The organism is Arachnia propionica, assembly GCF_900637725.1.
Lineage (GTDB): Bacteria > Actinomycetota > Actinomycetes > Propionibacteriales > Propionibacteriaceae > Arachnia > Arachnia propionica.
In genome coordinates this window covers 505,491-530,138 of the sequence record NZ_LR134406.1, presented here as the reverse complement: position 1 = coordinate 530,138, position 24,648 = coordinate 505,491, and the positions used below count along the sequence as shown (strand labels likewise).

General features: G+C 66.7%; 23 protein-coding genes. 14 read left to right on the top strand and 9 right to left on the bottom strand.

Annotated features, from left to right (window positions below):
* Nucleotides 1–87 precede the first annotated feature (87 nt).
* From EL272_RS02380 to EL272_RS02370, 3 genes are all read left to right on the top strand, one after another.
* Nucleotides 88–594 (top strand): EXLDI protein, encoded by a 507-nt coding sequence (locus EL272_RS02380; RefSeq protein WP_014845610.1) that lies wholly within the window; start codon nt 88–90, stop codon nt 592–594.
* 454 nt (nt 595–1,048) lie between these two features.
* Complete coding sequence (locus EL272_RS02375; protein WP_081490208.1) at nt 1,049–2,299, top strand: hypothetical protein; 1,251 nt, start codon at nt 1,049–1,051, stop codon at nt 2,297–2,299.
* A 24-nt stretch (nt 2,300–2,323) separates the two neighbouring features.
* Nucleotides 2,324–3,820, top strand: coding sequence for a hypothetical protein (locus EL272_RS02370; RefSeq protein ID WP_061788318.1), 1,497 nt, complete (start codon nt 2,324–2,326; stop codon nt 3,818–3,820).
* 56 nt (nt 3,821–3,876) lie between these two features.
* On the opposite strand, the gene EL272_RS02365 is transcribed toward EL272_RS02370, so the two are convergent.
* From EL272_RS02365 to EL272_RS02350, 4 genes are all read right to left on the bottom strand, one after another.
* The gene (locus tag EL272_RS02365) at nt 3,877–4,239 is read right to left on the bottom strand and encodes a DUF488 domain-containing protein (protein ID WP_014845607.1); all 363 of its coding nucleotides are present in this window, start codon (nt 4,237–4,239) and stop codon (nt 3,877–3,879) included.
* 4 nt (nt 4,240–4,243) lie between these two features.
* Nucleotides 4,244–5,533: an ATP-binding protein gene (locus EL272_RS02360; protein WP_061788319.1), complete on the bottom strand. Its 1,290-nt coding sequence runs from the start codon at nt 5,531–5,533 to the stop codon at nt 4,244–4,246.
* Nucleotides 5,534–5,626: 93 nt separating this feature from the next.
* On the bottom strand, nt 5,627–5,818 hold the full coding sequence (locus EL272_RS15200; protein WP_014845605.1) for a YdeI/OmpD-associated family protein: 192 nt from the start codon (nt 5,816–5,818) through the stop codon (nt 5,627–5,629).
* Nucleotides 5,819–5,829: 11 nt separating this feature from the next.
* Complete coding sequence (locus EL272_RS02350; RefSeq protein ID WP_014845604.1) at nt 5,830–7,113, bottom strand: adenylosuccinate synthase; 1,284 nt, start codon at nt 7,111–7,113, stop codon at nt 5,830–5,832.
* 216 nt (nt 7,114–7,329) lie between these two features.
* On the opposite strand from EL272_RS02350, the gene dhaK reads away from it, so the two are divergent.
* From dhaK to typA, 7 genes are all read left to right on the top strand, one after another.
* Nucleotides 7,330–8,325: a dihydroxyacetone kinase subunit DhaK gene (gene dhaK, locus EL272_RS02345; RefSeq protein WP_061788320.1), complete on the top strand. Its 996-nt coding sequence runs from the start codon at nt 7,330–7,332 to the stop codon at nt 8,323–8,325.
* Nucleotides 8,325–8,945 carry a dihydroxyacetone kinase subunit DhaL gene (gene dhaL, locus EL272_RS02340; RefSeq protein WP_061788321.1) on the top strand — a complete coding sequence of 207 codons (621 nt, stop codon included), beginning with the start codon at nt 8,325–8,327 and terminating at the stop codon, nt 8,943–8,945. The genes dhaK and dhaL overlap by 1 nt, the downstream gene beginning before the upstream one ends.
* A 3-nt stretch (nt 8,946–8,948) precedes the next feature.
* The gene (gene ptsP / locus EL272_RS02335) at nt 8,949–11,351 is read left to right on the top strand and encodes a phosphoenolpyruvate--protein phosphotransferase (RefSeq protein WP_082793921.1); all 2,403 of its coding nucleotides are present in this window, start codon (nt 8,949–8,951) and stop codon (nt 11,349–11,351) included.
* A gap of 77 nt (nt 11,352–11,428) precedes the next feature.
* Entirely contained in the window at nt 11,429–12,757 is a 1,329-nt protein-coding gene (locus EL272_RS02330; protein ID WP_061788322.1) for a hypothetical protein, read from the top strand.
* A gap of 130 nt (nt 12,758–12,887) precedes the next feature.
* Complete coding sequence (locus EL272_RS02325; protein ID WP_061788323.1) at nt 12,888–13,625, top strand: hypothetical protein; 738 nt, start codon at nt 12,888–12,890, stop codon at nt 13,623–13,625.
* 169 nt (nt 13,626–13,794) lie between these two features.
* On the top strand, nt 13,795–14,496 hold the full coding sequence (locus EL272_RS02320) for a hypothetical protein (RefSeq protein ID WP_061788324.1): 702 nt from the start codon (nt 13,795–13,797) through the stop codon (nt 14,494–14,496).
* 118 nt (nt 14,497–14,614) lie between these two features.
* The gene (typA, locus tag EL272_RS02315; protein WP_061788325.1) at nt 14,615–16,465 is read left to right on the top strand and encodes a translational GTPase TypA; all 1,851 of its coding nucleotides are present in this window, start codon (nt 14,615–14,617) and stop codon (nt 16,463–16,465) included.
* A gap of 327 nt (nt 16,466–16,792) precedes the next feature.
* On the opposite strand, the gene EL272_RS02310 is transcribed toward typA, so the two are convergent.
* Nucleotides 16,793–17,686 (bottom strand): DUF4862 family protein, encoded by an 894-nt coding sequence (locus tag EL272_RS02310; RefSeq protein ID WP_061788326.1) that lies wholly within the window; start codon nt 17,684–17,686, stop codon nt 16,793–16,795.
* A gap of 216 nt (nt 17,687–17,902) precedes the next feature.
* Nucleotides 17,903–18,346, bottom strand: coding sequence for a hypothetical protein (locus EL272_RS02305; RefSeq protein ID WP_014845596.1), 444 nt, complete (start codon nt 18,344–18,346; stop codon nt 17,903–17,905).
* Nucleotides 18,347–18,474: 128 nt separating this feature from the next.
* Here EL272_RS02305 and fucP point away from each other — a divergent pair, with 128 nt between their 5' ends.
* Nucleotides 18,475–19,755 (top strand): L-fucose:H+ symporter permease, encoded by a 1,281-nt coding sequence (gene fucP, locus EL272_RS02300; RefSeq protein WP_061788327.1) that lies wholly within the window; start codon nt 18,475–18,477, stop codon nt 19,753–19,755.
* Nucleotides 19,752–20,747 (top strand): substrate-binding domain-containing protein, encoded by a 996-nt coding sequence (locus EL272_RS02295; RefSeq protein ID WP_061788328.1) that lies wholly within the window; start codon nt 19,752–19,754, stop codon nt 20,745–20,747. The genes fucP and EL272_RS02295 overlap by 4 nt, the downstream gene beginning before the upstream one ends.
* Nucleotides 20,748–21,106: 359 nt before the next feature.
* On the opposite strand, the gene EL272_RS02290 is transcribed toward EL272_RS02295, so the two are convergent.
* Nucleotides 21,107–21,289: a hypothetical protein gene (locus EL272_RS02290; protein ID WP_041696128.1), complete on the bottom strand. Its 183-nt coding sequence runs from the start codon at nt 21,287–21,289 to the stop codon at nt 21,107–21,109.
* A 76-nt stretch (nt 21,290–21,365) separates the two neighbouring features.
* Between EL272_RS02290 and EL272_RS02285 the strand changes: the two genes are divergently transcribed.
* A complete protein-coding gene (locus EL272_RS02285) occupies nt 21,366–22,298 on the top strand; it encodes a LysR family transcriptional regulator (RefSeq protein ID WP_014845594.1) in 933 nt (310 codons plus the stop codon).
* On the top strand, nt 22,295–22,927 hold the full coding sequence (locus tag EL272_RS02280; protein WP_041696127.1) for a SatD family protein: 633 nt from the start codon (nt 22,295–22,297) through the stop codon (nt 22,925–22,927). The genes EL272_RS02285 and EL272_RS02280 overlap by 4 nt, the downstream gene beginning before the upstream one ends.
* A 52-nt stretch (nt 22,928–22,979) precedes the next feature.
* Here EL272_RS02280 and EL272_RS02275 read toward each other — a convergent pair whose 3' ends face one another.
* Nucleotides 22,980–23,606, bottom strand: coding sequence for a hypothetical protein (locus EL272_RS02275; protein ID WP_061788329.1), 627 nt, complete (start codon nt 23,604–23,606; stop codon nt 22,980–22,982).
* Between the two features lie 102 nt (nt 23,607–23,708).
* The gene (gene ppk2 / locus EL272_RS02270; protein WP_061788330.1) at nt 23,709–24,644 is read right to left on the bottom strand and encodes a polyphosphate kinase 2; all 936 of its coding nucleotides are present in this window, start codon (nt 24,642–24,644) and stop codon (nt 23,709–23,711) included.
* Nucleotides 24,645–24,648: the final 4 nt, after the last annotated feature.

The window sequence follows — 24,648 nt, the reverse complement described above, 5'->3', positions numbered from 1 at the left end:
GTCGTCACCCTCACGGGAGGCCGACTGCACCGGCAGTCTCCTGCGGGGCATTACCTTGGTTAGTATACGTATGCATATACTTACCCCATGCCTAGAAGGACCATCTACGTCTCGGATAACGATCAAGAACTCTTCGAACAAGCCACCCAGGAGGCCGGGGGTCTGTCCCCCGCCATCGCGATCGCGCTGAGAGAGTACATGGCCAGGGCGAAACTGCGCCACGAGGGGATGGACACCATCGATCTGACCATCGATGACCACGGCGTCAGCCACACGGTTCGTTTCACCGGCCGGAAACTGTTCCGCCTCGCGGAGAAGGTGGACAACGGGGTCCGTGTCCGGTTCGTCTACATCACCAAGCAGGGCCGGTATGCCGTCCACGAGAAGATCACGGCCGACCCGGAGGACTGGGAGGGGCAGGGAGAACGCCTGTGGCGTGATCCCGTCACCTGGACCCGCAGTTTCTGGCTGCGCAGCGACCGGACCCTCGACATTTTCGACACGCTCGACCAGTTGCGCGAGAAGGACCCGGAGTTGGCCGACCGGATCGCAGTGGCCCAGGAGGTCCCGGCGTTCAGGGAACTCGACATCTAGGCCCTGTTGCGGAGGCCATGCCCGGCCCCGCTCCCCGATGCCTCCGGCCCGGAGTATGGCACCGGGCCGACTTCAATTCGCAAGAAACACACGAACACCCACTGCCCCGGCCCTTGACACCAAGCGTGACCCTCGCCGCTCGTACAATGTGAATGTCAATCGACCAATCCGACCGGCGCGGAAAAACCAAGCCCGCCTTTCTGAACAATTACACCAACATTCTTCCTGCACTTGGAGTCCCATGCGCCGTCGCACTCTTCTGATCACCGCAGGAACGGTTTCTGTTTCACCTGTTCTCGAGGCTTGTACGTCTCCTTCCCGAAAGGATCCGGCTCCGACGCCTCCACCCGGTCCGGACGCAATTCCTTACAAATTCACAGAGCGACCCAGCTGGCCAGGCACCAACATCAGTGTCAGCATCAAGGCCGCCCGCGACCGCTACCTGTGCAGCGACGTGGCAGTGGATGAGCTGCGGGACGTCTTCGCGTCGGGCCACTGCCCCGTCATCGTCGACGTGGCGGGTCCCACGACCCGGGCGGTCACCCTCGACGAGACGGGAGCCTGGACCACCAAGGAGGTGGCTCTGACCGGCCGTTACGACAAAGGAAAGGACAACATCAAGGCCCCCACCAAGCTCTGGGTCGGCCCAGCCCTGCTCGACGAGACCCACGCCTATCTCGTGCTCGGTGTGCTGGCCCAGCAGGGTGATGACACGAGCACCACCAGCGCGGACGACACGACCACCTGTCCGGTGATCATGCTCAAGATCCGCCTGTCCGACGGCTCCGTGGCGGCATCCGCCACCGTCAGCGATCGTTTCTTCGCCAAGGAGGTCAGCGGCATGCACCTGTCCTTCTCCACCGATCGCACCGCCCTGCTCCTGGCAGGAGACAACGGGGGCCGTCAGTCGTCGGCTACACAGAAGAGCAATCCTGATTACGTCGCACTGCGGCTGAACGCGGAAGACCTGTCCATTCAGTTCGACGCCCACTCCATCCTGAACAGCAAACGCACCACCTCCATCACCTCCTACGGGCAGGCGATCGGAAGCAAATATGCAACCTCCCCGAGCGAGATGATCATTTTTCTTGCTGACGGCAGGCATGAATTCGTCAAGAAGAATGATCACCCGATTATGGTGCGTGACGGTTGGTACTACTACGGCTACGGTGACCTGGGACCCGACAAAAGGACTCGGGCCCGAAATCTGGCTTCCAACGAGACTGTCGAGCTGCAGGGCACTTGGGAGAAAGAAGTCGGAAACGGAGTCTCCTGGCCATCAATCACATCGGATGGACAGGCCATCATCTCGGGTACCGAGCATGCTGAAAGAGACCGCACGAACCAGCTGATCATACGTCTTCCCGGTGCCGCATCACCCACACTCAGCTGGAAGGCAGGAGACCAGAAAATACCCGAGGGCGCCAGTGTTCTCGGTGACGTCCTCTACACCTGCTATGACCCGGACGACTCCGAGAGCACGAGCAATCACCACATCGACCTCACCTCACTGGCGACCGGGGAGAAGATCACAGAAACGGAGGGACCCGGAAGCGCGTTGTTGTCTGGCGTCAGAGACGTCGTCACGCCTTGGGGAATCGCCAATTACTTCGGTTTCTATGCCGCAACCGCCTGGATCGATCACACCCCCACGGCGGGGTCACCATCCCCGAGCACGCCCCAGCCAACCAGCCCCAAGTCCTGACCAGGCATCCGAGGAGCCTTTTTCATGCGTCGTCGCACCTTCTTCGCCACCATTTCCACGGGCGCACTGGCTGCCCTGGGAGCCTGTTCCAACGGCCCGGGAGGTGTTCCCACGCCGTCCATAGCGCCTTTGCAGAGCCCCACGCGCACCCCTCTGCCGTCGCCACCGAACGACACGGCAACCCCCACGTCCTTCGCCGACCAGCCGCTGTGGCCCAACGCCAACATCGCCGGCTCCATCACGGCCGTCCGGAACCATTACCTGTGCGGCAGCGTGCACGTCAAGGAACTGAAGGACATCATCCGTGGCGGGCACTGCCCCGTGGTCGTCGATCTACGGGGCCCCACCACCTGGGCCGTTCTGCCCGACGGGCAGGGCTCCTGGACCACCCGGGTCGTCACGCTGGAAGACACGTCCCAGACCACTCCGGACGAGCCGGGCACCGCCGTGATCAAGGGCCCCGCCCTCATCGACGACACCCACGCCTACCTCGTCGTCAGCGTTCCGTCGCCCTCTGGTGACAGCGACAAGAAAAGTTTCACCTGCCCCGTCGATCTGGTGAAGATCGCCCTGGCCGACGGCACGATCACGGCATCCACTCGGGTGAGTGACTCCTACGTGGTCGACATGCCCACGGAATCAGACCTCTCCCGCCTCGTCTCACTGTCCTTCACCGCGGATCGCAGCGCCCTCCTCCTGGCTGCTGACGGCACCTCGCTGGACATCGGTACCGGCGGCCTGGGGCTACGCCTGAACGCCGCGGACCTGTCCGTCCAGTTCGACGCGAACACGCTTCTTGCCGAGACCCACCATCATGTGCGCTGTGGAGAGGCGTTGACCGTCATGAAACAGGTGCCTGATGCCGATGAGGACGAGGACGTCATCATCTACCTGGGCACCGGCGCCACGGAGACCATGACGAACTGGAGTGCCGCACTGGTTCGAGGCGACTGGCTCTACTACAACGACATCATCCGTCAACGTCCCAAGAAACGGGTCGTCTTCATCGAGAGACACGCCGCCCACGCGCGCAACCTGAGCACGGGTGAAACCGTCACATTCCACGAGGACAGCCATGACTTCTTCGACGACGGCATAGATGCCCCCATCAACACAGACCAGCGCGAGCTCATCCTCCTCAACAGCAGGAGTCGCCCCACCTTCTCCGTGCACCAGCCCGGCTCCGCGACCCCCATGCTGTCCTGGGAATCCTCCGAGCAGGCCATCCCGGGCGCGGCCTGCGTCTTCGGCGAAGTCGTCTACACCGCTCCCGAACGCTCCAAGGAGCAGGACGAGAACGGGAAACTCCGAATCATCTCCCTGACCACCAAACAGGACATCGGAGAGGTCCAGAATGTGGCCTGGGGCGGCTCCGTCGCGGTCACTGCATGGGGTCTCGCGGCGACGGGCATCTTCTACCCGGCAATCGAGTGGCTGGAAGCCCCGGCGGAGTCGGCCACACCGTCCGGGGTTCCTTCTGTCCCTGCTCCCACGCCCGGGGCGCCCAGTACCACGCCCTGACGTAGCGGGACCCGTGTGGCAGGCACAGTGCACGGCCAAGAGACGCGTTCCTCACCTCACGAGGTGACCTGAGGGTCACTCAGGACCTCCTGCAGCACCACCGCCTGGTTGATGTTCGGGTCGTGGGCCGCGTACAGCAGCGTCACCACCGGTCGCCCGGCGAGTCTTTCCGCCAAGGCCCCGGCCGCGCCGGAGGCCGCCAGTTCGGCGCGGTAGCGGGCCTTGAACTCCCCGAACCGGGCCGGGTCGTGTCCGAAGTCGCGCCGCGCTTCTGTGCTCGGCGCCACGTCCTTGCACCACTCGTCCAGGTGCGCGGCCTTCTTCGATATCCCGCGCGGCCAGAGCCGGTCGACAAGGACACGGTAGCCGTCCGCATCGGAGGGTTCCTCGTAGATGCGTTTGATGCGCCAGGTCGTCATGGTTTCATCCTCCGCCGGAAACCGGATCTTTCAAAACGTAGTGGAATCCGCGGCCCTTCCGGTGGGCCCAGGCAGGCTGCACCACCCCGGTTCGTTCCAGTTTCTGGATCAGCGGGATCGCCCCCGCCGCTGATATCCCGAGAATCGATCCCAGTTCCGTGGTGGACAACCTGCCCCGCGACTGCACGTAGCTGCGCGCCACGGTCTGCCGGTCGCGTCCCGGCATGGCGAGCTTCAGCCGGTCGTACAACTCCGTCATCCCTTCCCGGACGGGCTGGGACAGAGTCCACACCTCGGGGCTCTCGGGAGGAACACCGGTGACCGGGACGAGCAGCGGCCCCCCGGAAACCTCGATGGTTCTCAGCCTCTTCAGCAGGGGGCCGGCCAGGAGCTCCGGGGTGTGGGTGATCCTGGCTGCGGTCCTGACATCGATCCAGCGGTGATCCGCCACCCGCCGCAGCAGCAACAACAACCGGTGGTCCTCCAGTTCCCGGGGCCACCCGAGCTCGGTGATCCAGAACCGCCAGGCCGGATCGGGTGGGCGGCCGCCCAGGAGCACCTCGACGCTGCTGTCCTCGACCTCGCGGAAGGTGGGGGCGGGCTGGCCGTTGCCGATCAGCTCGGTGACCATCCTGCCGACCCCCGCACCCCGGTTCTCCACCAGCCCCAAGGGTTCCAGGAGTTTCATCAGCTCCGGGTTCCGGGGAAAAGGCGACCGGGAAAAGATGTTGTACTCCCCGAACCCTCTGACGAAACCCCCGGGGCTGCGCACCCTCAGCGCGCCGAAGCGGTGTTCCTGCTCCACCTCGGTGGCGTGCGTGGCCACCCAGTCGCGGTGCACCACCCCGTTGACGACGGCTTCCCGGGCCGCCAGCTCACTCAGAGCCGGGACGGTTCTCTCCTCCACCCGGTCGGGCATCTGAACCTCGGGGTTGTTGTCGCGGACGGCTTCGAGCACCAAGGTCAGCTGCTCCAGCGCCGAGAGTTCCCCGTCCGGCCGCAGCTCCTTGTGTCCTCCCCGGAACCGGTACTCGATGACCGAATGGCCGTTTCCTGCGAACAACAACCGAGCCGCGTTGGTGAGCAGCCCGTCGTCGCCGAACGCGCCCAGGCGCTGCAGAAGTTCGGCATCGGAGGACGACGCGAGCCCGCGGGCCGTCTCGTTGCCGGTTTCCCTGAGGTATTTCCTGGTCAGCTGCAAGGCCTCGGGACGCACCAACTCCTCACCGGCGCCGGATGACTGCCCGGACCAGTTCAGTTTCGCGCGTTTCCTACGAGATCCCACCGAGGCCATGCCCAATACTCACCTAACCTTCAGGCAGATCCGGGGAATCGCAACCCCTCCAGCCCCAAACCGGCCCAAAAGCCGACACGGCCTTGGGTCGGATCAGCTTCCCAGGAGTTTCTCCCTCAGCTGGGTCACGCGGCGCTGTTTGGTCTCGGGACGTTTCGCGTCCTCGATGCTCCTGATCCATTCCCGTTGATGACTGGGAGGAAGCCGTTTCCAAGCGGCCAACAGCTTCCCGTCGCCGTCGAGGGCCGCATCCAGCGGGGGCGGGACGATGGGGATGGTGTTCACGGCAGGGTCTCTCACAGGAGATCGTTGACGATGATGGTCTGTTCGCGTCCCGGACCGACCCCGATCCCGGAGATGCGGCAACCGATCAGCTCCTCCAGGCGTTTCACGTAGGCCCGGCAGTTCGCGGGCAGCTCCCCGAAGTCACGGCAGGCCGAGATGTCCTCGCTCCAGCCGGGCAGCTCCTCGTATACCGGTGTGGCGTGGTGGAAGTCGGACTGGGTGACGGGCATCACGTCGTGGCGTGTCCCGTCGACGTCGTAGGCCACGCACACCGGGATCCTCTCCCAGCCGGAAAGAACGTCCAGTTTGGTGAGGAAGACGTCGGTGAAGCCGTTGATCTTCACGGCCTGTTCCACCACGAGCGCGTCGAACCAGCCGCAGCGGCGCGGCCTGCCCGTAGTGGCCCCGAACTCGCCGCCGTCGCGGCGCAGCCTGTCGCCGTCCTCGTCATGCAGTTCGGTGGGGAACGGCCCCTCGCCGACACGGGTGGTGTAGGCCTTCGCGATGCCGATGGTCCGGTCGATGCGGGTGGGACCGACGCCCGCTCCCGTGCAGGCGCCCGCCGCGATCGGGTTCGACGAGGTCACGTACGGGTAGGTTCCGTGGTCGACGTCCAGATGGTGTGCCTGGGCTCCCTCGAACAGCACCACCTCGCCGCGGTCGAGGGCGTCGTTGATGAACCTTCCCGAGTCGATGACGTGTGGCCGGATGTTCTCGGCGTGCGCCAGCAGCGCCTCGACGATCGCATCGGCCTCGATGGGGCGGCGGTTGTAGACCTTGACCAGCAGCTGGTTCTTCTGGTCGAGGGCCGCCTCCACCTTCTGCCGCAGGATCGACTCGTCGAAGATGTCCTGGATACGCACCCCCATCCGGTTGACCTTGTCGGAGTAGGCGGGACCGACGCCACGTCCGGTGGTGCCGATGCGCCGCTTGCCCAGGAAACGTTCGGTGACCTTGTCGAGCACCTTGTGGTACTCGGTGATGATGTGGGCATTGGCGCTGATCAGCGGGTGCGGCACCTCGACCCCGCGGGAGACGAGGGTCTGCAGCTCCTCGGCGAACACGTCGAGATCCACCACCACGCCGTTGCCGATCACGGTCGTGGTGCCGGGGTTGAGGATCCCGGATGGCAACAGGTGCATGACGAAGGTCTCACCCCCGACCACGAGGGTGTGACCCGCGTTGTTGCCTCCCGAGTAACGCACACACAGGTCGACGCGGTCCCCCAGTTGATCGGTTGCTTTGCCCTTGCCCTCGTCGCCCCACTGGGCTCCGACCACGACAACACCAGGCATTGATTTCCTCCAAGACGTGAAGCAAGCCCCAGCAAAGCCGGGGCCTTACCGCCGCATCCTACCCGCACCGGCACCACAACCCCAGCTGGGAGTTGTCGCATCGAAGCCTCCTTCCCCGGCACGATCGTGCAATGTTCACGTTCTCTGCTTGAACCACGAGTGGTTTCGCGCGAGCATCAGAGGCAAAACGGTCCGCAACGAAGCAGGAGCACCCCGATGAAGAAACTGATCAACTCGCCCGACGACGTGATAGCCGAGGCCCTCAGGGGCATCGACGCCGCCGACGAGAACGTCCGGGTCGATCACGAGAACCGCGTGATCTTCCGCGCCGAACCCACCCGCGCCGGAAAGGTCGCGGTGATCTCGGGGGGCGGTTCCGGCCACGAACCGCTGCACGGCGGTTTCGTCGGGGTCGGAATGCTGGATGCGGCCTGCGCGGGTCAGGTGTTCACCTCCCCCACCCCCGACCAGATGCTGGCAGCCACCGTCGGCACGGACGCGGGCGCGGGGGTGCTGCACGTCGTGAAGAACTACACCGGCGACGTCATGAACTTCGAGATGGCCGCGGAACTGGCCGTCGAGCAGGGGGTGCGCGTCGAGACGGTGGTGGTGGCCGACGATGTCGCGGTGGAGGATTCGCTCTACACCGCGGGCCGCCGCGGGGTCGGGTTGACGGTGCTGCTGGAGAAGATCGTCGGAGCCGCGGCCGAGGAAGGCCGTGATCTGGACGCGGTGGTCGCGGTGGCGAACAAAGTCAACGAGAACGGCCGTTCCATGGGCATGGCGCTGACCTCCTGCACCGTCCCCGCCGCGGGAAAACCCACCTTCGACCTGCCCGAGGACCAGATGGAGATCGGCATCGGCATCCACGGCGAACCGGGCAGACACCGCGAGCCGCTGACCGGCGCTAAGGACATCGCCCGCCAGCTGGTGGAGCCGATCCTCGCGGACCACGACTTCGCCGGCTCGGAGACCATCGTCATGATCAACGGCATGGGCGGCACCCCACTCATCGAGCTGTACCTGATGTACGGGGAGGTCAAGGCCCTCCTCGACGCCGCCGGGGTCCGGGTGGCTCGCAACCTGGTGGGCAACTACATCACCAGCCTGGACATGGCGGGATGCTCCGTCACCGTCCTGAAGGCCGACGACGAGCTGCTGGCCCTGTGGGACGCGCCCGTCAGGACGGCGGGGCTGCGGTGGGGACTGTGATGCTCACCCACGAGCAGTGCATGGCCTGGCTGCGCGCCTTCGCTGCCCTGATCAACGACAACACGGATTTCCTCACCGACCTCGACGCGGCCATCGGCGACGCCGATCACGGCACCAACATGGCGCGCGGCGCGACGGCGGCCCTGGGCAAACTCGACCCCGCCGCCCCCCTGGGGTCGATGTTCAAGTCCGTCGGCATGGCCCTGGTCAGCACCGTCGGAGGGTCCGCCGGGCCGCTGTACGGCACCTTCTTCATGAAGTTCGGGGCGAAGCTGGGTGACGTGGAGGACGTGTCCCTGACCACCTTCGCGGCCGCCCTGAAGGCCGGACGGGACGGGGTGGTCGCGCGCGGCAAGGCGGCCGTCGGCGAGAAAACCATGATCGACGCCATGACCCCCGCGGTCGAGGCCTTCGACTCGCACGTCGGTGACGGCCCGCTGGCGGCCGCCGAGGCCGCCCTGGCGGCAGCGCGACAGGGCCGGGATGCCACCATCCCGCTGGTGGCGAAGAAGGGGCGCGCTTCCTACCTGGGGGAGCGCTCCGCCGGGCACCAGGACCCGGGCGCCACATCCACCGCCTACCTGTTCGAAGCCCTCGTGGCCGCCGTCAAGGAGGGCTGACCCGTGGCTCTGGTCGGGCTCGTCGTCGTCTCCCACTCCCGGGCTCTCGCCGAGGCCGCGGTGGAGTTGTCGCTGCAGATGGTGCACGGAACCCGGCCGGAGATCGTGGTCGCCGCCGGGACCCCGGAGGGGGGGTTCGGCACGGACGCCACCCAGGTGGCGGACGCGGTCCGGGCCGCCGACCGGGGCGCCGGGGTGGTGGTTTTGATGGACCTGGGTTCCGCGGTGCTGAGTGCCGAGTTCGCCATGGACCTGGTCGAGGACGCGAACGCGATCCTGGTCGCGGCCCCGTTCGTCGAGGGTCTGCTGGCCGCCACGGTGCGCGCCGCCACGGGCGGCACCCGCGAGGAGGTCGCCGACGAGGCCCGTGCCGCGCTCGGCCCGAAACTGGCGGCCCTGGGACCGGATTTCCCGGCGGACGAGGAACCCCCGGAGAAGCCAGGTGAGGTGCCGTGGGCGGCCGACGCGGAGACCCGGGTCACGCTCCCGAACGCCTCCGGCCTGCACGCCCGCCCCGCCGCCCTGCTGGTGGCGGAGGCCGGGCGTTTCGACGCCGAGGTGCGGCTTCGCTGCCATGGCGTGGAGGGCGGGGCGTCCTCGCCGATCGCCCTGGCCACCCTGAACGCCCGGAAGGGCGACGAGGTGTGGATCGGGGCGCGCGGCCCACAGGCCACCGACGCGGTGGCGGCCCTGGAGTCGTTGATCTCGAACGGTTTCGGGGAGTCCACGGGGACCCCGGAAGCAACCGTCGCGGCGCCGGCCGGCCCGCAGGGGGTCAGCCCGGGCCGGGTCGTGGGCGTCGCCCGGCTGATGGCAGCCCCGCTGGTCGACCCGCCGGCCGAGGCCCGCCCCCTGGAGTCGCAGCTGCCCGGTGAGAAGACCCGCCTGAAAACCGCACTGGAGGAGGTCGCCGTCGGCTACGAGGCGAGGGCCGCTTCCTCCACCGACGAGGCCGCCCAGATCATGCTGGCCACCGCCACCCTGGCCCGCGACCCCGAGCTGCTCCAGTCGGCACAGGCCCTGATCGACGCCCTCGGCGTGGGGGCGGCGACGGCGATGTGGCGGGCCGCCAACGACGTCGTGGCACGCCTGAAGGCGGCGGGCGGGCTTTTGGCGGAACGCACCACCGACATCACCGACATCCGCGACCGCGTCGTCTGCCACCTGACGGGCCGCCCCATGCCGGGTCTCCCGGACTCCGGGGAACCTTTCGTGCTGGTGGCCCACGACCTGGCGCCCTCCGACACCGCCGCCCTGGAACGGGAGCGCTGCCTGGGCATCGTCACCGCGGGCGGCGGCCCCACCTCCCACACCTCGGTTCTGGCCCGCAGCATGGGCATCCCGGCAGTGGTTGGTTTCCGCGACGCGCTCACGATTCCCGACGGGGCCGAGGTGCTGGTGGACGGGACCTCAGGCGAGGTGGTCGTCTCCCCCGATGAGACTCAGCGCGCCGGTGCCTGCACCGCGCCCAGCCCCCTCGAACCGTTGAGCGCCCCCGGGAAGACCCGTGACGGTGTTTCCGTGCCGCTGCTGGCCAATGTGGGTTCCGTCGCCGAGGCCCAGGCCGCGGCGAGGGCGGGGGCCGAGGGGATAGGTCTTTTCCGCACCGAGATCTGCTTCCTCAACGCCGATGTGGAACCGGATCCAGAGCAGCAGTTCATCATCTATCGCGATGCCCTGGCGCAGTTCTCGGAACGCCGCGTGGTGGTGCGCACCCTGGACGCGGGCAGCGACAAACCGATGCCCTTCCTCACCATCCCCGGTGAGGGGAACCCGGCGCTGGGGGTGCGCGGCTACCGCACCGCCGCCCGCCGCCCCGGGGTACTCGCCCGGCAGCTGGAGGCCATGGCCAGGGCGTCCCGGGAAAGCGGCGCCGAGACCTGGGTGATGGCGCCCATGATCTCCACCCCCGCCGAGGCCGCGGAGTTCGCGGGGCTGGCCCGCGCCGCGGGATTGGGAACGGTCGGGGTGATGGTGGAGATCCCCTCGGCCGCACTCCAGGCGGAGGAGATCCTCTCCGAGGTGGATTTCGTCAGCATCGGCACCAATGACCTCGCCCAGTACGCGATGGCAACCGACCGTCAGGCGTCGGGGCTGGGTGGGCTCCAGGACCCGTGGCAGCCCGCCGTGCTGCGGCTCCTCGGCATGGTTGGCCGCGCGGGAAGACTCGCGGGCAAACCGGTCGGGGTCTGCGGGGAGGCCGCGGCCGATCCCGCGCTGGCGGCGGTGCTGGTCGGGCTCGGGGTGACGTCGCTGTCCATGGCCCTGCGCGCGCTGGAACCGGTGCGTCGCGCCTTGGCCCGGGTCACCGTCGAGGACTGCCGCAGGGCCGCCGAGGCCGCGCTCGCTTCCAGCGGCCCCGCTGCGGCCAGGGAAGAGGTTTTCCGCGTTCTCGAGATGAGGTGAAGCGTTTCGGGTTGACAAAAAGTGCCTCCCGTGCCATAATATTTGCAGTCGCGAATCCTCCGGACTGAAGGAAACCGATGAGCCATCGCATCCCCACCATCGTGATCACATCCCTCGCCGTCCTCAGCCTCGGTCTGAGCGCCTGCTCGAGCACCGCCCCCGCCACTCCCTCACCCGCCGACACCGTCACTCCGGAACTGACGCAGTCAACCGGGGACGCGACAGCAGCCAAACCCGACCTGTCCTCCAAGCTCCTGGTCGGCCAAGTGGCCGGTTTCACCCTCACCCAGGTGCAGGTCCACGAGGACGCCAACAGCCCATTCCCGGACCTGGAGAACCCCTACTACGACAGCGATACCCAAGCCACGATTGATCCCGCCGGCTGCGAGGCCACCGGCATCGAGCAGCTCGTCGTGGGATCCGAGGGGGCGACCGAGAACGAGAACGTCCGGGTCGCGCTGGGAACCGGCACATCCTCCCCCCGGAAACACGAGGAGTACACGCGGAGATGCGCTGAGATCACCAACCACCTCGGCGACGCGGACGCCCTGACGAGCATCCAGACACAGCAGATCCCCACCATCGACGGCGCCACCGACGTCGTCGCGACGATGGCCCACCATGGCGCCGTCGACACGGAGGGGGACGCGGGCTTCTCCACCTACCTGATCACCGGCAACGTCGGCGACGTCAACGTCACGGTCCAGACATACCCACCCCGCGAGGGCGCCTCCACGGGCAAGGAGGCGTCCCTCGACACGGCCGTGAAGATCTTCGATGCCCAGGTCAAGAAGCTCAAGGACTCCTCCGGCTCCACATCCCCTTCCCAGACGCCGTCAGCATCCTCCCAGGGCGCCTCGGACCAGGATCTGTCCTCGAAACTCATCAACGGTTCCGTGGCCGGTTTCTCCTTGGCGCCGATGGAGTCCCGCAGCCCGCTGGCGGCAATTTCCAACTCCTTCTACGAGGCCTCGGAGTACGAGATCAACCCCGACGGATGCGACCGGACCGGTATCGACAACCTCACCACAGGAACCGAGGGCTCCCTCGGCCCCGTACACGCCAGGGTCGCACTGGGAACCGACACTTCCTCCCCCCAGAAGCACAGGCAGTACGCGCAGAAGTGCTCCACGATCACCGGAACCGTAAACGGGGAGCCCATCTCCGAGTCCGTCACGCTGGAGGATGCACCAATGATTGACGGCGTCACCGATGTCGTCGCCACCTCGGCTAGCAGCAGCACCCCCAACACCGACGAGATCGGTCCCAAGTCCTACCTGATCACCGGCAACGTCGGCGACGTCAACGTCGTGGTCCACCTGTTCCCGCTCGAGAGCGGCCAGGATGCCTCCTACACGGACGCCGTGGCGCTCTTCAAGACCCAGGTCGAGAAACTCAACAGCTGAGATCCGGCCCCGGCCCCGAGGCGACCTGCGGATACGAGCCCTCCGCAGGTCGTCCTCCGTTTCTCCCAAGGGCCGGTAACCCACCGGGATGCGACTATGCCCGGACCTTTCCCAATCGCAAGGAGGATTCATGTTCCGTCACGTTTCCGCCATCGCAATCGCCTTGTTGACGGTCCTCGCCCTGGGGTCCTGCTCGGGGGCCTCATCCACTAACCGGCAGACGACACCCCCGCAGCAGGATTCCCAGGCCTCACAGACCGCCGGAAGCCCCGAAGCGACCGCGTACCCGAGCCCCGCCGACGCGTCCCCGTCTTCTGGTTCCGCCCTGTCCGCCAAACTCCTGACAGGCCCGGTCTCCGGTGTCGAACTCCAGGAAATCGACCGGATCATGCTTCCACACGACATAGAAAACATCTTCGGTCACTGCGGGGACTGCGAGGTCGATCCCCCCGAGTGCCTCACGACCGGCCTCGGATCTCCCGAGGTGGCCTCCCAGGCAAAAGGCGAAGTCGCAACCGCCACGGTCATGCTGGGCTCCGACACGTCCTCCCCCGGAAAACACAGGGAGTACACGCAGAGGTGCCCCTCCGCCAGCGGAACCGTCGGTTCAGCGCCCTTCACCATGAACGTGGAGCTGCTGCCGGAACCTGACATCGAGGGCGCCAGCGACGTTGTCGCGACGACGACCATCTGGCACGACGACGGTGCAAGTACGACGGGAACCACCCCACGGCTGATCGTCGTCGACGGCAATGTCGGTGGCATCAACGTTGTGGTTCGTACGCGCCTGCCATCAGACGACCCGGGTTCTTCCGCCAAGGTGGCAAAGGAAATTTTCAAGGCCCAGGTCGAGAAACTCAACAGCTGAGAGCCGGCCCCGGCCCGGCCGTGTGTGAGGCGACCGGCGCCGAGAAACTCGCCGGGGGTTCCCAGGCGAACCGAACACGAGATCGTCTTGCCCGTGCTGCTGACGACAAGGATTGACCCTGGTAGATGCGACACTGAAATTGTTCGTTGAACCAACCACGAGGATTACCATGTTCCGTCGTTTCCCTCACATCGCAGTTGCTTCGCTGGCCGCCCTCACCATCGGCCTGAGCGCGTGTTCGGGCTCCACGCCCACCGGTCAGCAGACGGCGTCGCAGGGCTCGAACACTTCCGAGGCAACTCAGAGCTCTGCCTCCCCCGCGCAGACCAAAAAGGCCGATCCCGATCTGGCCTCCAAGCTCCTGACCGGTGAGGTCGCGGGAGTGACGCTCAAGAAACTGGATGAACTCCCGGACCTGGACAGCGCCCTCAAGGGTGCCGATGCCCAAATCGAACCCGCTGGCTGCCTCAACACGGGCATCACGCAGCTCGAGGCGGGCGCCACGGCGGTAACCCAGACTGGGGTCGTGTCGCTCCTGCTGAGTTCCGATTCCGCAGCCCCCGGCAAGTACAAGGAATACGCGCAGAAGTGCTCTTCGGCCAGTGGAACCGTGGCGGGAAGCCCCGTCAAGCAGAACATCGAGCAGCAGCAGGCGCCCGCCGTCGAGGGAGTGAACGACCTCGTCGCCGCGACGGTCTCCTCCGAATCCACCATCAACGGCAAAGCGGTGAACACCAAGGCCTACCTGCTGATCGGCAGCGTGAACGGCAACACCGTCGTCGCCCAGTCGATGACGCTCAAGGGCGGGGAGCCCTCCTCGGAAACCGTCACAGAACTTTTCAAGGCCCAGGTCGAGAAAATCAAGGGCTGATTTCGCACCCTCCCCGGCCCCGGGCGCGAGCCGCCCGGGGCCGTCACGTGTCAAAAACACCAGTTTCCGGGGCGTACACTTTCCCGCGGCCCTGCCACCGAACCTCCTAGGAGCCCGCATGCCCATCCGTCACGACCTGCGCAACGTTGCGATCGTCGCCCACGTCGACCACGGGAAGACGACGCTCGTCGACGCCATGCTGTGGCAGTCGGGCGCCTTCCGGGAGGGCGCCGACGTCAACAAGCGGGTCATGGACTCCATGGATCTGGAACGCGAGAAGGGCATCACGATCCTGGCGAAGAACACCGCCGTTCGGCACCGGATGCCCGACGGCCGGGAGGTGACCGTCAACATCATCGACACCCCCGGTCACGCCGACTTCGGCGGTGAGGTGGAGCGGGGCCTGGAGATGGTCGACGGCGTGGTGCTGCTGGTCGACGCCTCCGAGGGGCCGCTGCCGCAGACCCGGTTCGTGCTGCGCAAGGCCCTGGCTAAGAAGCTGCCGCTGATCGTCGTGGTCAACAAGGTGGACCGTTCCGACGCCCGGATCTCCGCGGTGGTGGACGAGACCTACGACCTGTTCATGGACCTGCTCGACGACGACGCCTCCGACGCGCTGGACTTCCCGATCGTCTACGCCTCCGCGAAGGCGGGGCGCGCATCCCTGAACCAGCCCGCCGACTCCGAGATGCCGGACTCGCCGAACCTGGAACCGCTGTTCGAGACGATCCTGGAGCACGTGCCCGCCCCCTCCTACGAGGAGGACGCCACCCTCCAGGCGCACGTGACGAACCTGGACGCCTCCCCCTACCTGGGCAGGTTGGCGCTGTGCCGGGTGGTGGCGGGTGAGCTGAAACGCGGCCAGCAGGTGGCGTGGTGCCGCCACGACGGCAGCGTCCAGAACGTGAAACTCACCGAGCTGCTGGTCACCGAGGCCCTGGAGCGCGTCCCGGCCGAGTCCGCGGGCCCCGGCGACATCGTCGCCATCGCCGGCATCCCGGAGATCACCATCGGAGAGACCCTCTCCGATCCTGATGACCCGAAACCGCTGCCGCTGATCCACGTCGACGAACCGTCGATTTCCATGACCATCGGCATCAACACTTCCCCGCTGGCGGGCAAGTCGGGCAAGCACCTGACCGCGCGGCTGGTGAAGGCCCGGCTGGAGCAGGAACTGATCGGCAACGTCTCGATCCGGGTGAAACCGACCGACCGTCCCGACACTTGGGAGGTGCAGGGCCGTGGCGAGCTGCAGCTGGCGGTGCTGGTGGAGATGATGAGGCGCGAGGGTTTCGAACTGACCGTCGGCAAACCGCAGGTGGTGACGAAGATCATCGACGGGAAGGTACACGAACCGGTCGAGCGCCTCACGATCGACGCCCCCGAGGAGTTCGTAGGCGTGACCACCCAGCTGATGGGGTTGCGTCGCGGCCGCATGGAGCAGATGGTCAACCACGGCACCGGCTGGGTGCGGATGGAGTTCCTGGTTCCGGCTCGCGGCCTGATCGGGTTCCGCACCGAGTTCCTGACCGAGACCCGCGGCACCGGGATCATGAACCACGTCGCGGAGGGCTACGAACCGTGGGCCGGGGATTTCCGTACCCGCCCGACGAGTTCCCTGGTGGCCGACCGCACCGGGGTGGTCACCTCCTACGCGCTGTTCAACCTGCAGGAGCGGGGCACCTTGTTCGTCGGCCCGGGGGCCGAGGTCTACGAGGGCATGATCGTCGGCGAGAATCCCCGCCCCGAGGACATGGACGTCAACCCCACCAAGGAGAAGAAACTCACCAACGTGCGTTCCTCCACGGGTGAGGAGCTGGAACGTCTCATCCCGCCGCGCCTGATGTCGATGGAACAGCAACTCGAGTTCTGCGCCGCCGACGAATGCCTGGAGGTCACCCCCGCGGTGGTGCGGATCCGCAAGGTGGTGCTGGGCCAGAAGGACCGCGCCCGCCTGAAGCGCAGCTGAACAACCCCCTTCCCAAGTTGGTTGAGCCAGCACGCGAGCGCCCCTCTCCTTGAAGCTGGTTGAGCCAGCACGTGAGCGCCCCTCTCCTTGAAGCTGGTTGAGCCAGCTCGTGAGCGAAGCGAACGGCTGAGTCGAAACCACCCGGCAGCCGGTAACCAGACCTGACCACAGGTCCTTGGACACGCGTAAGAGGTTTCGACACGACCCGCTCGCTGACGCTCGCAGGTCGGCTCAACCAACTTCGGGGTGGAAGATACCCGCTCACCGACGCACGCAGGCCGACTCAACCAACTTCGAACAGGACAAAGCCGGTTGGCTGGAATGTGGTCAGTCCCGGGGTTTCAGCAGGTCGACCACGGAGGCCACGAGCCCGAGCCGGGCCTCGACATCGGCGTTGGCCGGGGCCTTCACCCTCGCCCCCAGGTAGGCGACCTGGTCACCCGCGAGGTCCAGGCACTCGGTCACGCGACGCGGCGTCATCAGCGAGGCGGGCTCGTCGGTGGACAGGGGCAGCTGGAGATCGGCCCACGCCCTCCCCCAGCGGGTGTCGACGGCCGCGACCCCTGAGAAGATCAGGCCACGAAGCCGCCCGGCCTCGGCGAGGATCTCGACGTGCTGGCGCGGGCGGTTGGGGTTCTGCCATTCGAGGGCGGAGCTGCCCCAGTTGATGGCGAATCCGTATTCGTCCGCGACGGCGAGTTCGGTGATGAGGCTGAGGAATCGTTTGTCCCCGGGAAAGATCGGCGAATAGGCGTCGCAGTGCTCGATCACGACCTCCGCCCGGAACTCGTCATCGGCCTCCAGATCTGCCAAGGAATGCTGAAATGCCTCGGCCGATGCCCTGACCCCCGGGGCCGAATGGACGTGAACGAAAGAAACGGTTTCCTCCCCGGTTTGCTGGTTCAGTTCCTCGGCGGCGCGCCGCACCCCGGTGACCCATTCGACCGCCGCCCGCCGCCCCTCGTCGTCGGTGGATGCCAATCCGAAATTGGGTTCCTCCGCGAGCCGTTTCACAGTGCCGGGAAGGGCCGTGACGACGCCGCGGCGGAACCGGCCACGCACCTGGGAGACGAACCAGGCCGGGTCCTCATGGATGGAATCCGAGACGGGAATCTCAAGAGCCGTCGCAAGGTTTCTCTCCGCCAGCCCCGCGTAGAAACTTTCCTGGTCCTCCCTTTCGAACGGCATTGCTGCATGGGCGCCGACGATGATTTCCGGCATTGGTTCCTCCCCCTCATGATGAACAGCCCGAACAGTACATCACCCGACTGTTCGGGAGTACCACCGAAAGGGGTGTTTCCACCCCATTGGGAACGAAATCGAAATGTCCGCGTCATCAGGGTAATTCTCCAGGGAGCATTTCCCGCGTGGCCAGACCCCGCGGGAACACCGGGCACCTTCAAAGCTGGGCCGGGCTCTTGGGTGGGGCGAACCGGTTCAACCAATCTTGAGGTGAACGCGAAGCAGCAGCACCAGTCCCGCCCACAGCGACGCCCACAGCAGGCTGGCCAGGGTTCCTATGATGAACCGCTCGCCCTTGGCGGTGTCGGGGGTGCGCAGCTCCGGGTAGCGGCCGAACCCCTTGACCACCATCACCACCGCGATCCCGGCGGGGAAACCCGCAACTATGCAGGCGTAGGTCGCGGCGCGTTCGAGCAACCCGAGCCAGCGCCCCCCGGGCAGCTCTTTCCCGGCCCTGACCAGCCTGAGGTCTATCAGCTCCGGGCCACCCTCCCCCGCCTCGGCGGCCTCGCGCCGCAGGGCCTCGCGTCGCGCCTGCCAGTCCACGAACCGGAACAGTCCACGCACCACCGGCGTGCCCGCCAGCGTCGCCAGCAAGAACCCCAGCGCCACCGCCCCGGCCCACGAGTACGTCTCCATGACACCAGCCTCCCACTCGCCACCGACATTTGGGCCAGGGTTATTTCCGGAGCGTGGGAAACCGCCCCGTTCCGAGGTTAGACTGACGAGACCCCAGAGGACGAAGACGCCCGGAAACAGGAGGTCACATGGCCGCCCCGTCAACCCAGCAACGTCCTGCGCTGGTAGCAAAGGAATTGCGCATCCCGTTCCTGCTGCTCCTGCTGTGTTTCGCGGCCTGGGGCACGTCGGCCAACCTGACCGACGTGCTGGTTGGCGTGTTCCGGAGCATCTTCACCATGACCATCCTCGAGTCGTCGCTGGTGCAGTTCGCCTATTACGGAGCATATTTCCTGTTGGCCATCCCGGCCGCGATGATCAACCAGAGGTTCGGTTTCAAGGCAGGCCTGCTGACCGGCCTCGGGCTGGCGGCGACCGGTGGTTTCCTGTTCATCCCGGCGGCCAAGACCCTCACCTATGCGCTGTTCCTGATTGCCCTGTTCACCCTGGCCTCGGGGCTGTCCATCCTCGAGACCTCGGCGAACCCCCTGGTGATCGCCATGGGCGATGAGTCCACATCCACCCGGCGGCTCAACCTGGCGCAGGCCTTCAACCCGATCGGCGCCAACCTCGGCGTGCTGATGGGCGCCGTGCTGATCCTGCCCCACCTGACCCCCGAGACCGCGAAGTCCATCATGAGCGAGGAGGAGGCCCTCGCCGCGCAGGAGGCCGACCTCGGCCTGGTGCTCGGCCCCTACCTCGGGATCGCGGCGGCCCTGGTGATCATCTGGCTGCTGATCGCGTTCCGCAAGCTTCCCCTGCCCCCGCAGGAAGCCGCCCCCGCGGGAGGGCACGGGCGGTTCGGACGCCTGTGGGGCAACAAGCTGTACCGCTACGGGGTGGGCGCGCAGTTCTTCAACGTGGCCGCCCAGACCTGCACCTGGACCTACACCATCATCTACGCCCAGGACGTGGTCGGCACCTCACCCGAGGCCGCCGGCTGGTGGCTGCAGGGCAGCCTGTTGTTGTTCCTGGTGGCCCGGTTCGTGATGGTCTTCGTGCTCGGCATCGTGCGTCCCGCCCTGCTGCTGCTCATCATGGCGGTCTTCGGGGTGGGTTGCTGCCTGACCTCGATCTTCGTGCTGAACATCGTCGGCCTGATCGCGGTGGTGTGCATCTCGGCGGCGCTGTCGCTGATGTTCCCCACCATCTACGGTATGGCCCTCCAAGGTCTCGGGGACGACGCGAAGTTCGGTTCCGCGGGCCTGGTGATGGCCATCCTCGGCGGTGCCCTGATCCCGATGGTCCAGGCCCGGGTGATGGACGTCGCGGGATCGGCGGTCGGTTTCATCGTGCCGGCCGTGTGCCTGGCGCTCGTGGCCGCCTACGCCGCCTACGACCTGCTCCGCACCGGGAAGGAAGCATCATGAAAGCCCCGTTCAAGTGGCTGGCCGCCGCCCTGGCCGTCGTCATAACCGCCGCGCTGGGGGCCTGCTCGGACAACCGGCCGCCGGTCAGCATCGGGCTCATCACGAAACAGGAGACGAACCGGTACTGGGTGACGTTGCGCAAGGTGGCGGAGGACTCGGCCCGCAAGGCCGGTGCCACGCTCACCGCCGCGACGGGCAGCAGCGACGTCGACGTCGAGTCGCAGCGAACGGCCCTGAAGGAGATGGTGGACAAGGGGGTCGACGGCATCCTCATCGCCCCGACGAACTCGACGGCCCTGGCCGCCGACATCCAGGCTGCGCGCGACAAGGGCATCGCCGTGATCGCCCTCGACACCCCCATGGAGCCGCAGGAGACCACGAACGCCTACTTCGGCACCGACAACCGGCGGGCCGGGGAGTTGATAGGGCGCTACGCCCGGGCGAAGATCGACGAGTTCGGCCTGAGCCCACAGATCATGATGCTTAACCTGTCACCGGGCATCACCTCGGGCGAGAACCGGAACACCGGATTCCAGGAGGGTTTCGGCGTCCAGGCGGATTCCGGCTGGGTGGTTGACCAAGCCAACGTCGAGGGCGACCAGGGGCTGGCGCAGCAGGCCATGACGGAGGCCCTGACGAAGCACCCGGACATCAACGTGGTCTACGCGGTCAACGAACCCGCCGCGCAGGGCGCCGTCACGGCGTTGAAGTCGGCGGACAAGAACCTGTCGAAAGTCGTGGTGGTCACCATCGACGGCGGCTGCGAGGCCATGAAGAACTCGGTGCGCCCCGGCGACATCGACGCCACGGCCATGCAGTTCCCGCAGAACATGGCACGCGAGGGCGTCGAGGCGATAGTCGCGAAGGTCCGGGAGGGAAAGGAACCATCGGGTTACCTGGCCACCGGAACCGAGCTGGTCACCGGATCACCCGCACCGGGCGTCACGTCGAAGAACGTCGAGTACGGCGTGCGCACCTGCTGGGGTGGCTAGGAGGAGTCGCGAACACCATGACCGGCCACGGCCCGTGCCGAAACCGTCTCACATCAAGTTGGTTGAGCCGGCCTGCGAGCGGCAGCGAGCTGGTCGTGTCGAAACCATCGTGCACCCGTCCGGGGTCCTGTGGTCGGGTGTGTTGTCCGGCTGCCGGATGGTTTCGACACGGGTCCCTCGTCCCTCACGGCCCGGCTCAACCAGCTCCACACACGACAGCCCCAAACTGCCCGCCAGGCACCGGCGTTAGGTTTCGACTCGGGCCGCTCGTCCCTCACGGCCCGGCTCAACCAGCTTCACACACAAAAGCGGGGCCGGCTCGCTTTCACGATCCGGCCCCGCGCGGGAAAATCGAGGGGTCAGTGGACGGTGGCCCAGCCACGTCCGGGCCAGCTCACCTCGGCGTGTTCAGAGGTGTCGGAGGTGCGGATGATGGCGGGACGGGCCGTCAGGGTCGGCATCACAACCACCGCGCCACGGGTGGCGGGGTAGACACCGAACTCGGAATCGAGGAAGCGGTTGAGGAAGTTACGGATGCTCATGACTCAATGCTGCGCCGGGAGATCCCATGCGTCCAATACCCGTTTGTAAGATAATCCATGCAGTTAGGTTATAAGTATGGATACGAATGTCCTCCGCTGGTTCCAGCTCGTCGCCGACGGCGCCACCGTCACCGAGGTGAGCGAGCTGGAGTGGACCTCCCAGCCCGGGATCTCGCGTGCCCTGGCCAGACTCTCCGACGAGGTGGGCGCCCCCCTGCTGCGGCGCGAGGGACGTGTCTTGCGCCTGACCCACGCCGGGGCGATGTTCAAGCATCACGTCGACGCGATGCTCCACCAGCTGGACGACGGCCTGGCCGAGGTGGCCCAGCTGATGGATCCGGAGTCGGGACTGGTCACCGTCGCTTTCCCGCACTCGCTCGGGGAGTGGCTGGTGCCCGGGATCGCGGCCGGGTTCCTGCAAAGGCATCCCGACGTGCAGCTGGACCTGAGCGCCAGGCACGACGAGACCGTCCCGGCCACCGGCACGGGTTCCGAGGTCGACCTGGAGCTGACCACGCTCAGACCCCACGGCCGGGCCCACCACTGGCGGGGATTGCTGCGCGAACCGATCCGGCTGCTGCTGCCCGAGGGACACCCGCTCGCCGCCACAGAGGATCCGGTCCCCATCGCCCGGCTCGGCGGGGAACGCCTCGTAGCGATGCGCCAGACATCGCAGCTGCGGGCCGTCACGGATTCCCTGCTGTCCCGCCGCGGGGTCGAAACCGAGGCGGGGCTCGTGGCCGATGACCTGCCGACGCTCTACGGCTACGTGGCAGCCGGCCTCGGGGTGGCGCTGGCCCCCGGCCGCAGCGTCGCCGGGGTGCGGCTACAGGCCCTGGCGGAGGACGACGCCTTCCGGGAAATCGGCCTCAGCTGGGCGGCGGGCCGCCGCATGCTGCCCTCGGCCACACTGTTCCGCGACCACATCCTGGGGTTGGCGAAGTCGCGGCGGCTACCGAGACCCCCGGGAACATTTGATGAAGAGCATCCCTTAAAATCGTCCACGTGAAGGGTTTTCCTGAATGCGTGGCGTTGCTGGGTGACGTGGTGCGGTCCCGCAACTCCGACCGGTCGCGCGTCCACGATGCCCTGCTGGCGGCCATCGATGCCTGCAACGACGCCCAACCGCCCCTGGATCCGCTGCGCGTGACCGTCGGCGACGAGGTCCAGGGCGTCTACGCCACCCTCGGGCAGGCGGTGGCGGTGATGCTGCGGCTGCGCGACGAGCTGCTGGGGATCGCGGAGGTGCGTTGCGGACTGGGCGGCGGGGACGTGCGGATCATAGACGCGAAACGTGGAATCCAGGATGGGCCGGCCTGGTGGCGGGCTCGGGAGGCCATCGAACGCGCGGAGGCCCTGTCACGGCAACCCGGGAACCGCACCTCACGCACGGCGCTGATCGATGCCCGCGCCGTCGCGAATCCCCTCGTGGATCCCCTGTTGCGCGTGATAGACGCCAAGCTGGCGGCCCTCAGCCCGGGGTCCCGGAGAAGCTGGGTACACCTGCGGGCGGGGCTGGACAACGCCACGGCGGCGAAACTCGAGGGCGTCACCCCGTCGGCAAACTCCCAGCGCGTCAACGACCACGGGCTGCGTCCCCTGGCGGCGCTCGTAGAGGCCCTGACGGAACTTCCGTGACTCCCCGCTCCGGCCCCGGGAACCCCGCAACTGCCGTGTGCGACTCAGGGGTTCACTTCCAGGCCTCGTAGAAGGTCCTGCTGATCTCCGCCAGCTCGTCCAGCGTCCCGCTCGGCCCCATGGTGGTTCTCCCGACACCCCCGTGTACCTGGGAGAAGCACTCGTACCCCCCGAAGTCATTGGTCCCGCAGGTGATCCCCCCGATGGATTTCACACCCTTCAGGCCCTTGGTGTATGCCTCGACGGAACCGCCCGGCAGGTGGCCGATTATGAAGAACCTGTCCTTTTTCGCCGTCCAGTAGGTGACGGTGTCACCGCTTCCCGTGCCCTTGACCTCGAAGTCGCCGAATTTCCTCGGCTTGATGGGAACCGGCTGCCTGCTGCTCGCCCGCGGCGGCGTGGGTGTGGCCGACCCCCGGGGCCCGCTGGTGACCTGCGTGGGTGTCGCCGGTTCCTGCGGCTCGCTGGTGGCCTGCGTCGGGGTGGGCTGAGGAAGCGGGGCAGATGTGCTGGCCTCGGGGCCTAGGAGCTCCTGTCCGTTCCGGAGCACCCACCACACCCCGGATCCGATGCCCACCACCAGGATCAGGAAGAGGACGACGATCAGGCCGATGTTGCTCTCCCTCAATGATTTCGGAGAGGTGTCCTGGCCGGGGTCGGGCCGCTTGTTCTCGCTCATCTCCTCCTCCTGCGAATCATGGTAGAGGCCGGACCGATCTCATTGCACTCCGGAACGGTTTCCACCTCCCGCTGCGGGCGGCGGGGCGTCTGGTGCCCCGCATCAGTCCTCGTTCTCGTCAGGTTGGACGATCTCGCCGTCGGCGTTCTTCTTCGCCCATTTCTTGCGGCCCCGCTGCACGATCAGCGGATCGGTGGGCTTGATCACCGACGGATCCTTTCCGTCGTAGTCGTGAAGGTCGAGGAACAGACGCATCGCGTTGAGCCGGGCGCGTTTCTTGTCGTTGGACTTGATCCGGTACCACGGCGCGATCTCGGTGTCGGTCTGCTTCAGCATGGCGGTTTTCGCCTGGGTGTAGTCCTCCCAGCGGTCGAGGGATTCGAGGTCCATGGGCGAAAGCTTCCAGCGCCGCACCGGGTCGAGCTGCCGGATCGCGAACCGGGTGCGCTGCTCCCGCTGGGTGACGGAGAACCACAACTTCGTCACGGTGATCCCCGACTCGATGAGCATCCTTTCGAAGACCGGCGCCTGTTTCATGAAAATGCGATACTCCTCCTCGGTGCAGAAACCCATCACCCGCTCCACACCGGCGCGGTTGTACCAGGAACGGTCGAACAGCACGATCTCCCCGGCGGTCGGTAGGTGTTCGATGTAGCGCTGGAAGTACCACTGCCCGCGTTCCTTCTCGGTGGGTTTCGTCAACGCCACGACCCGCGCCCCGCGCGGGTTGAGGTGTTCGGTGAAGCGTTTGATCGCCCCGCCCTTGCCGGCGGCGTCACGTCCCTCGAACAAGATGATGTGCTTGGTGCCGTTGTCCTGGGTCGAGTACTGGAACTTCAGCAGCTCGATCTGCAGCTGGCGTTTCTCCGCCTCGTACCTGTCGCGTCCGAGGAGGGTGTCGTAGGGGTATTTGTCCCGCCAGGTCTCGACGGCGTCGCCGAGCGGGTCGATGAGGTACTGGTCCTCGCCGTGAACGTCACCGACGGTGTACCCCTCGTTGCGCACCATGTCGATGAATTCACGCAGGTTCTGGTTCATGCAC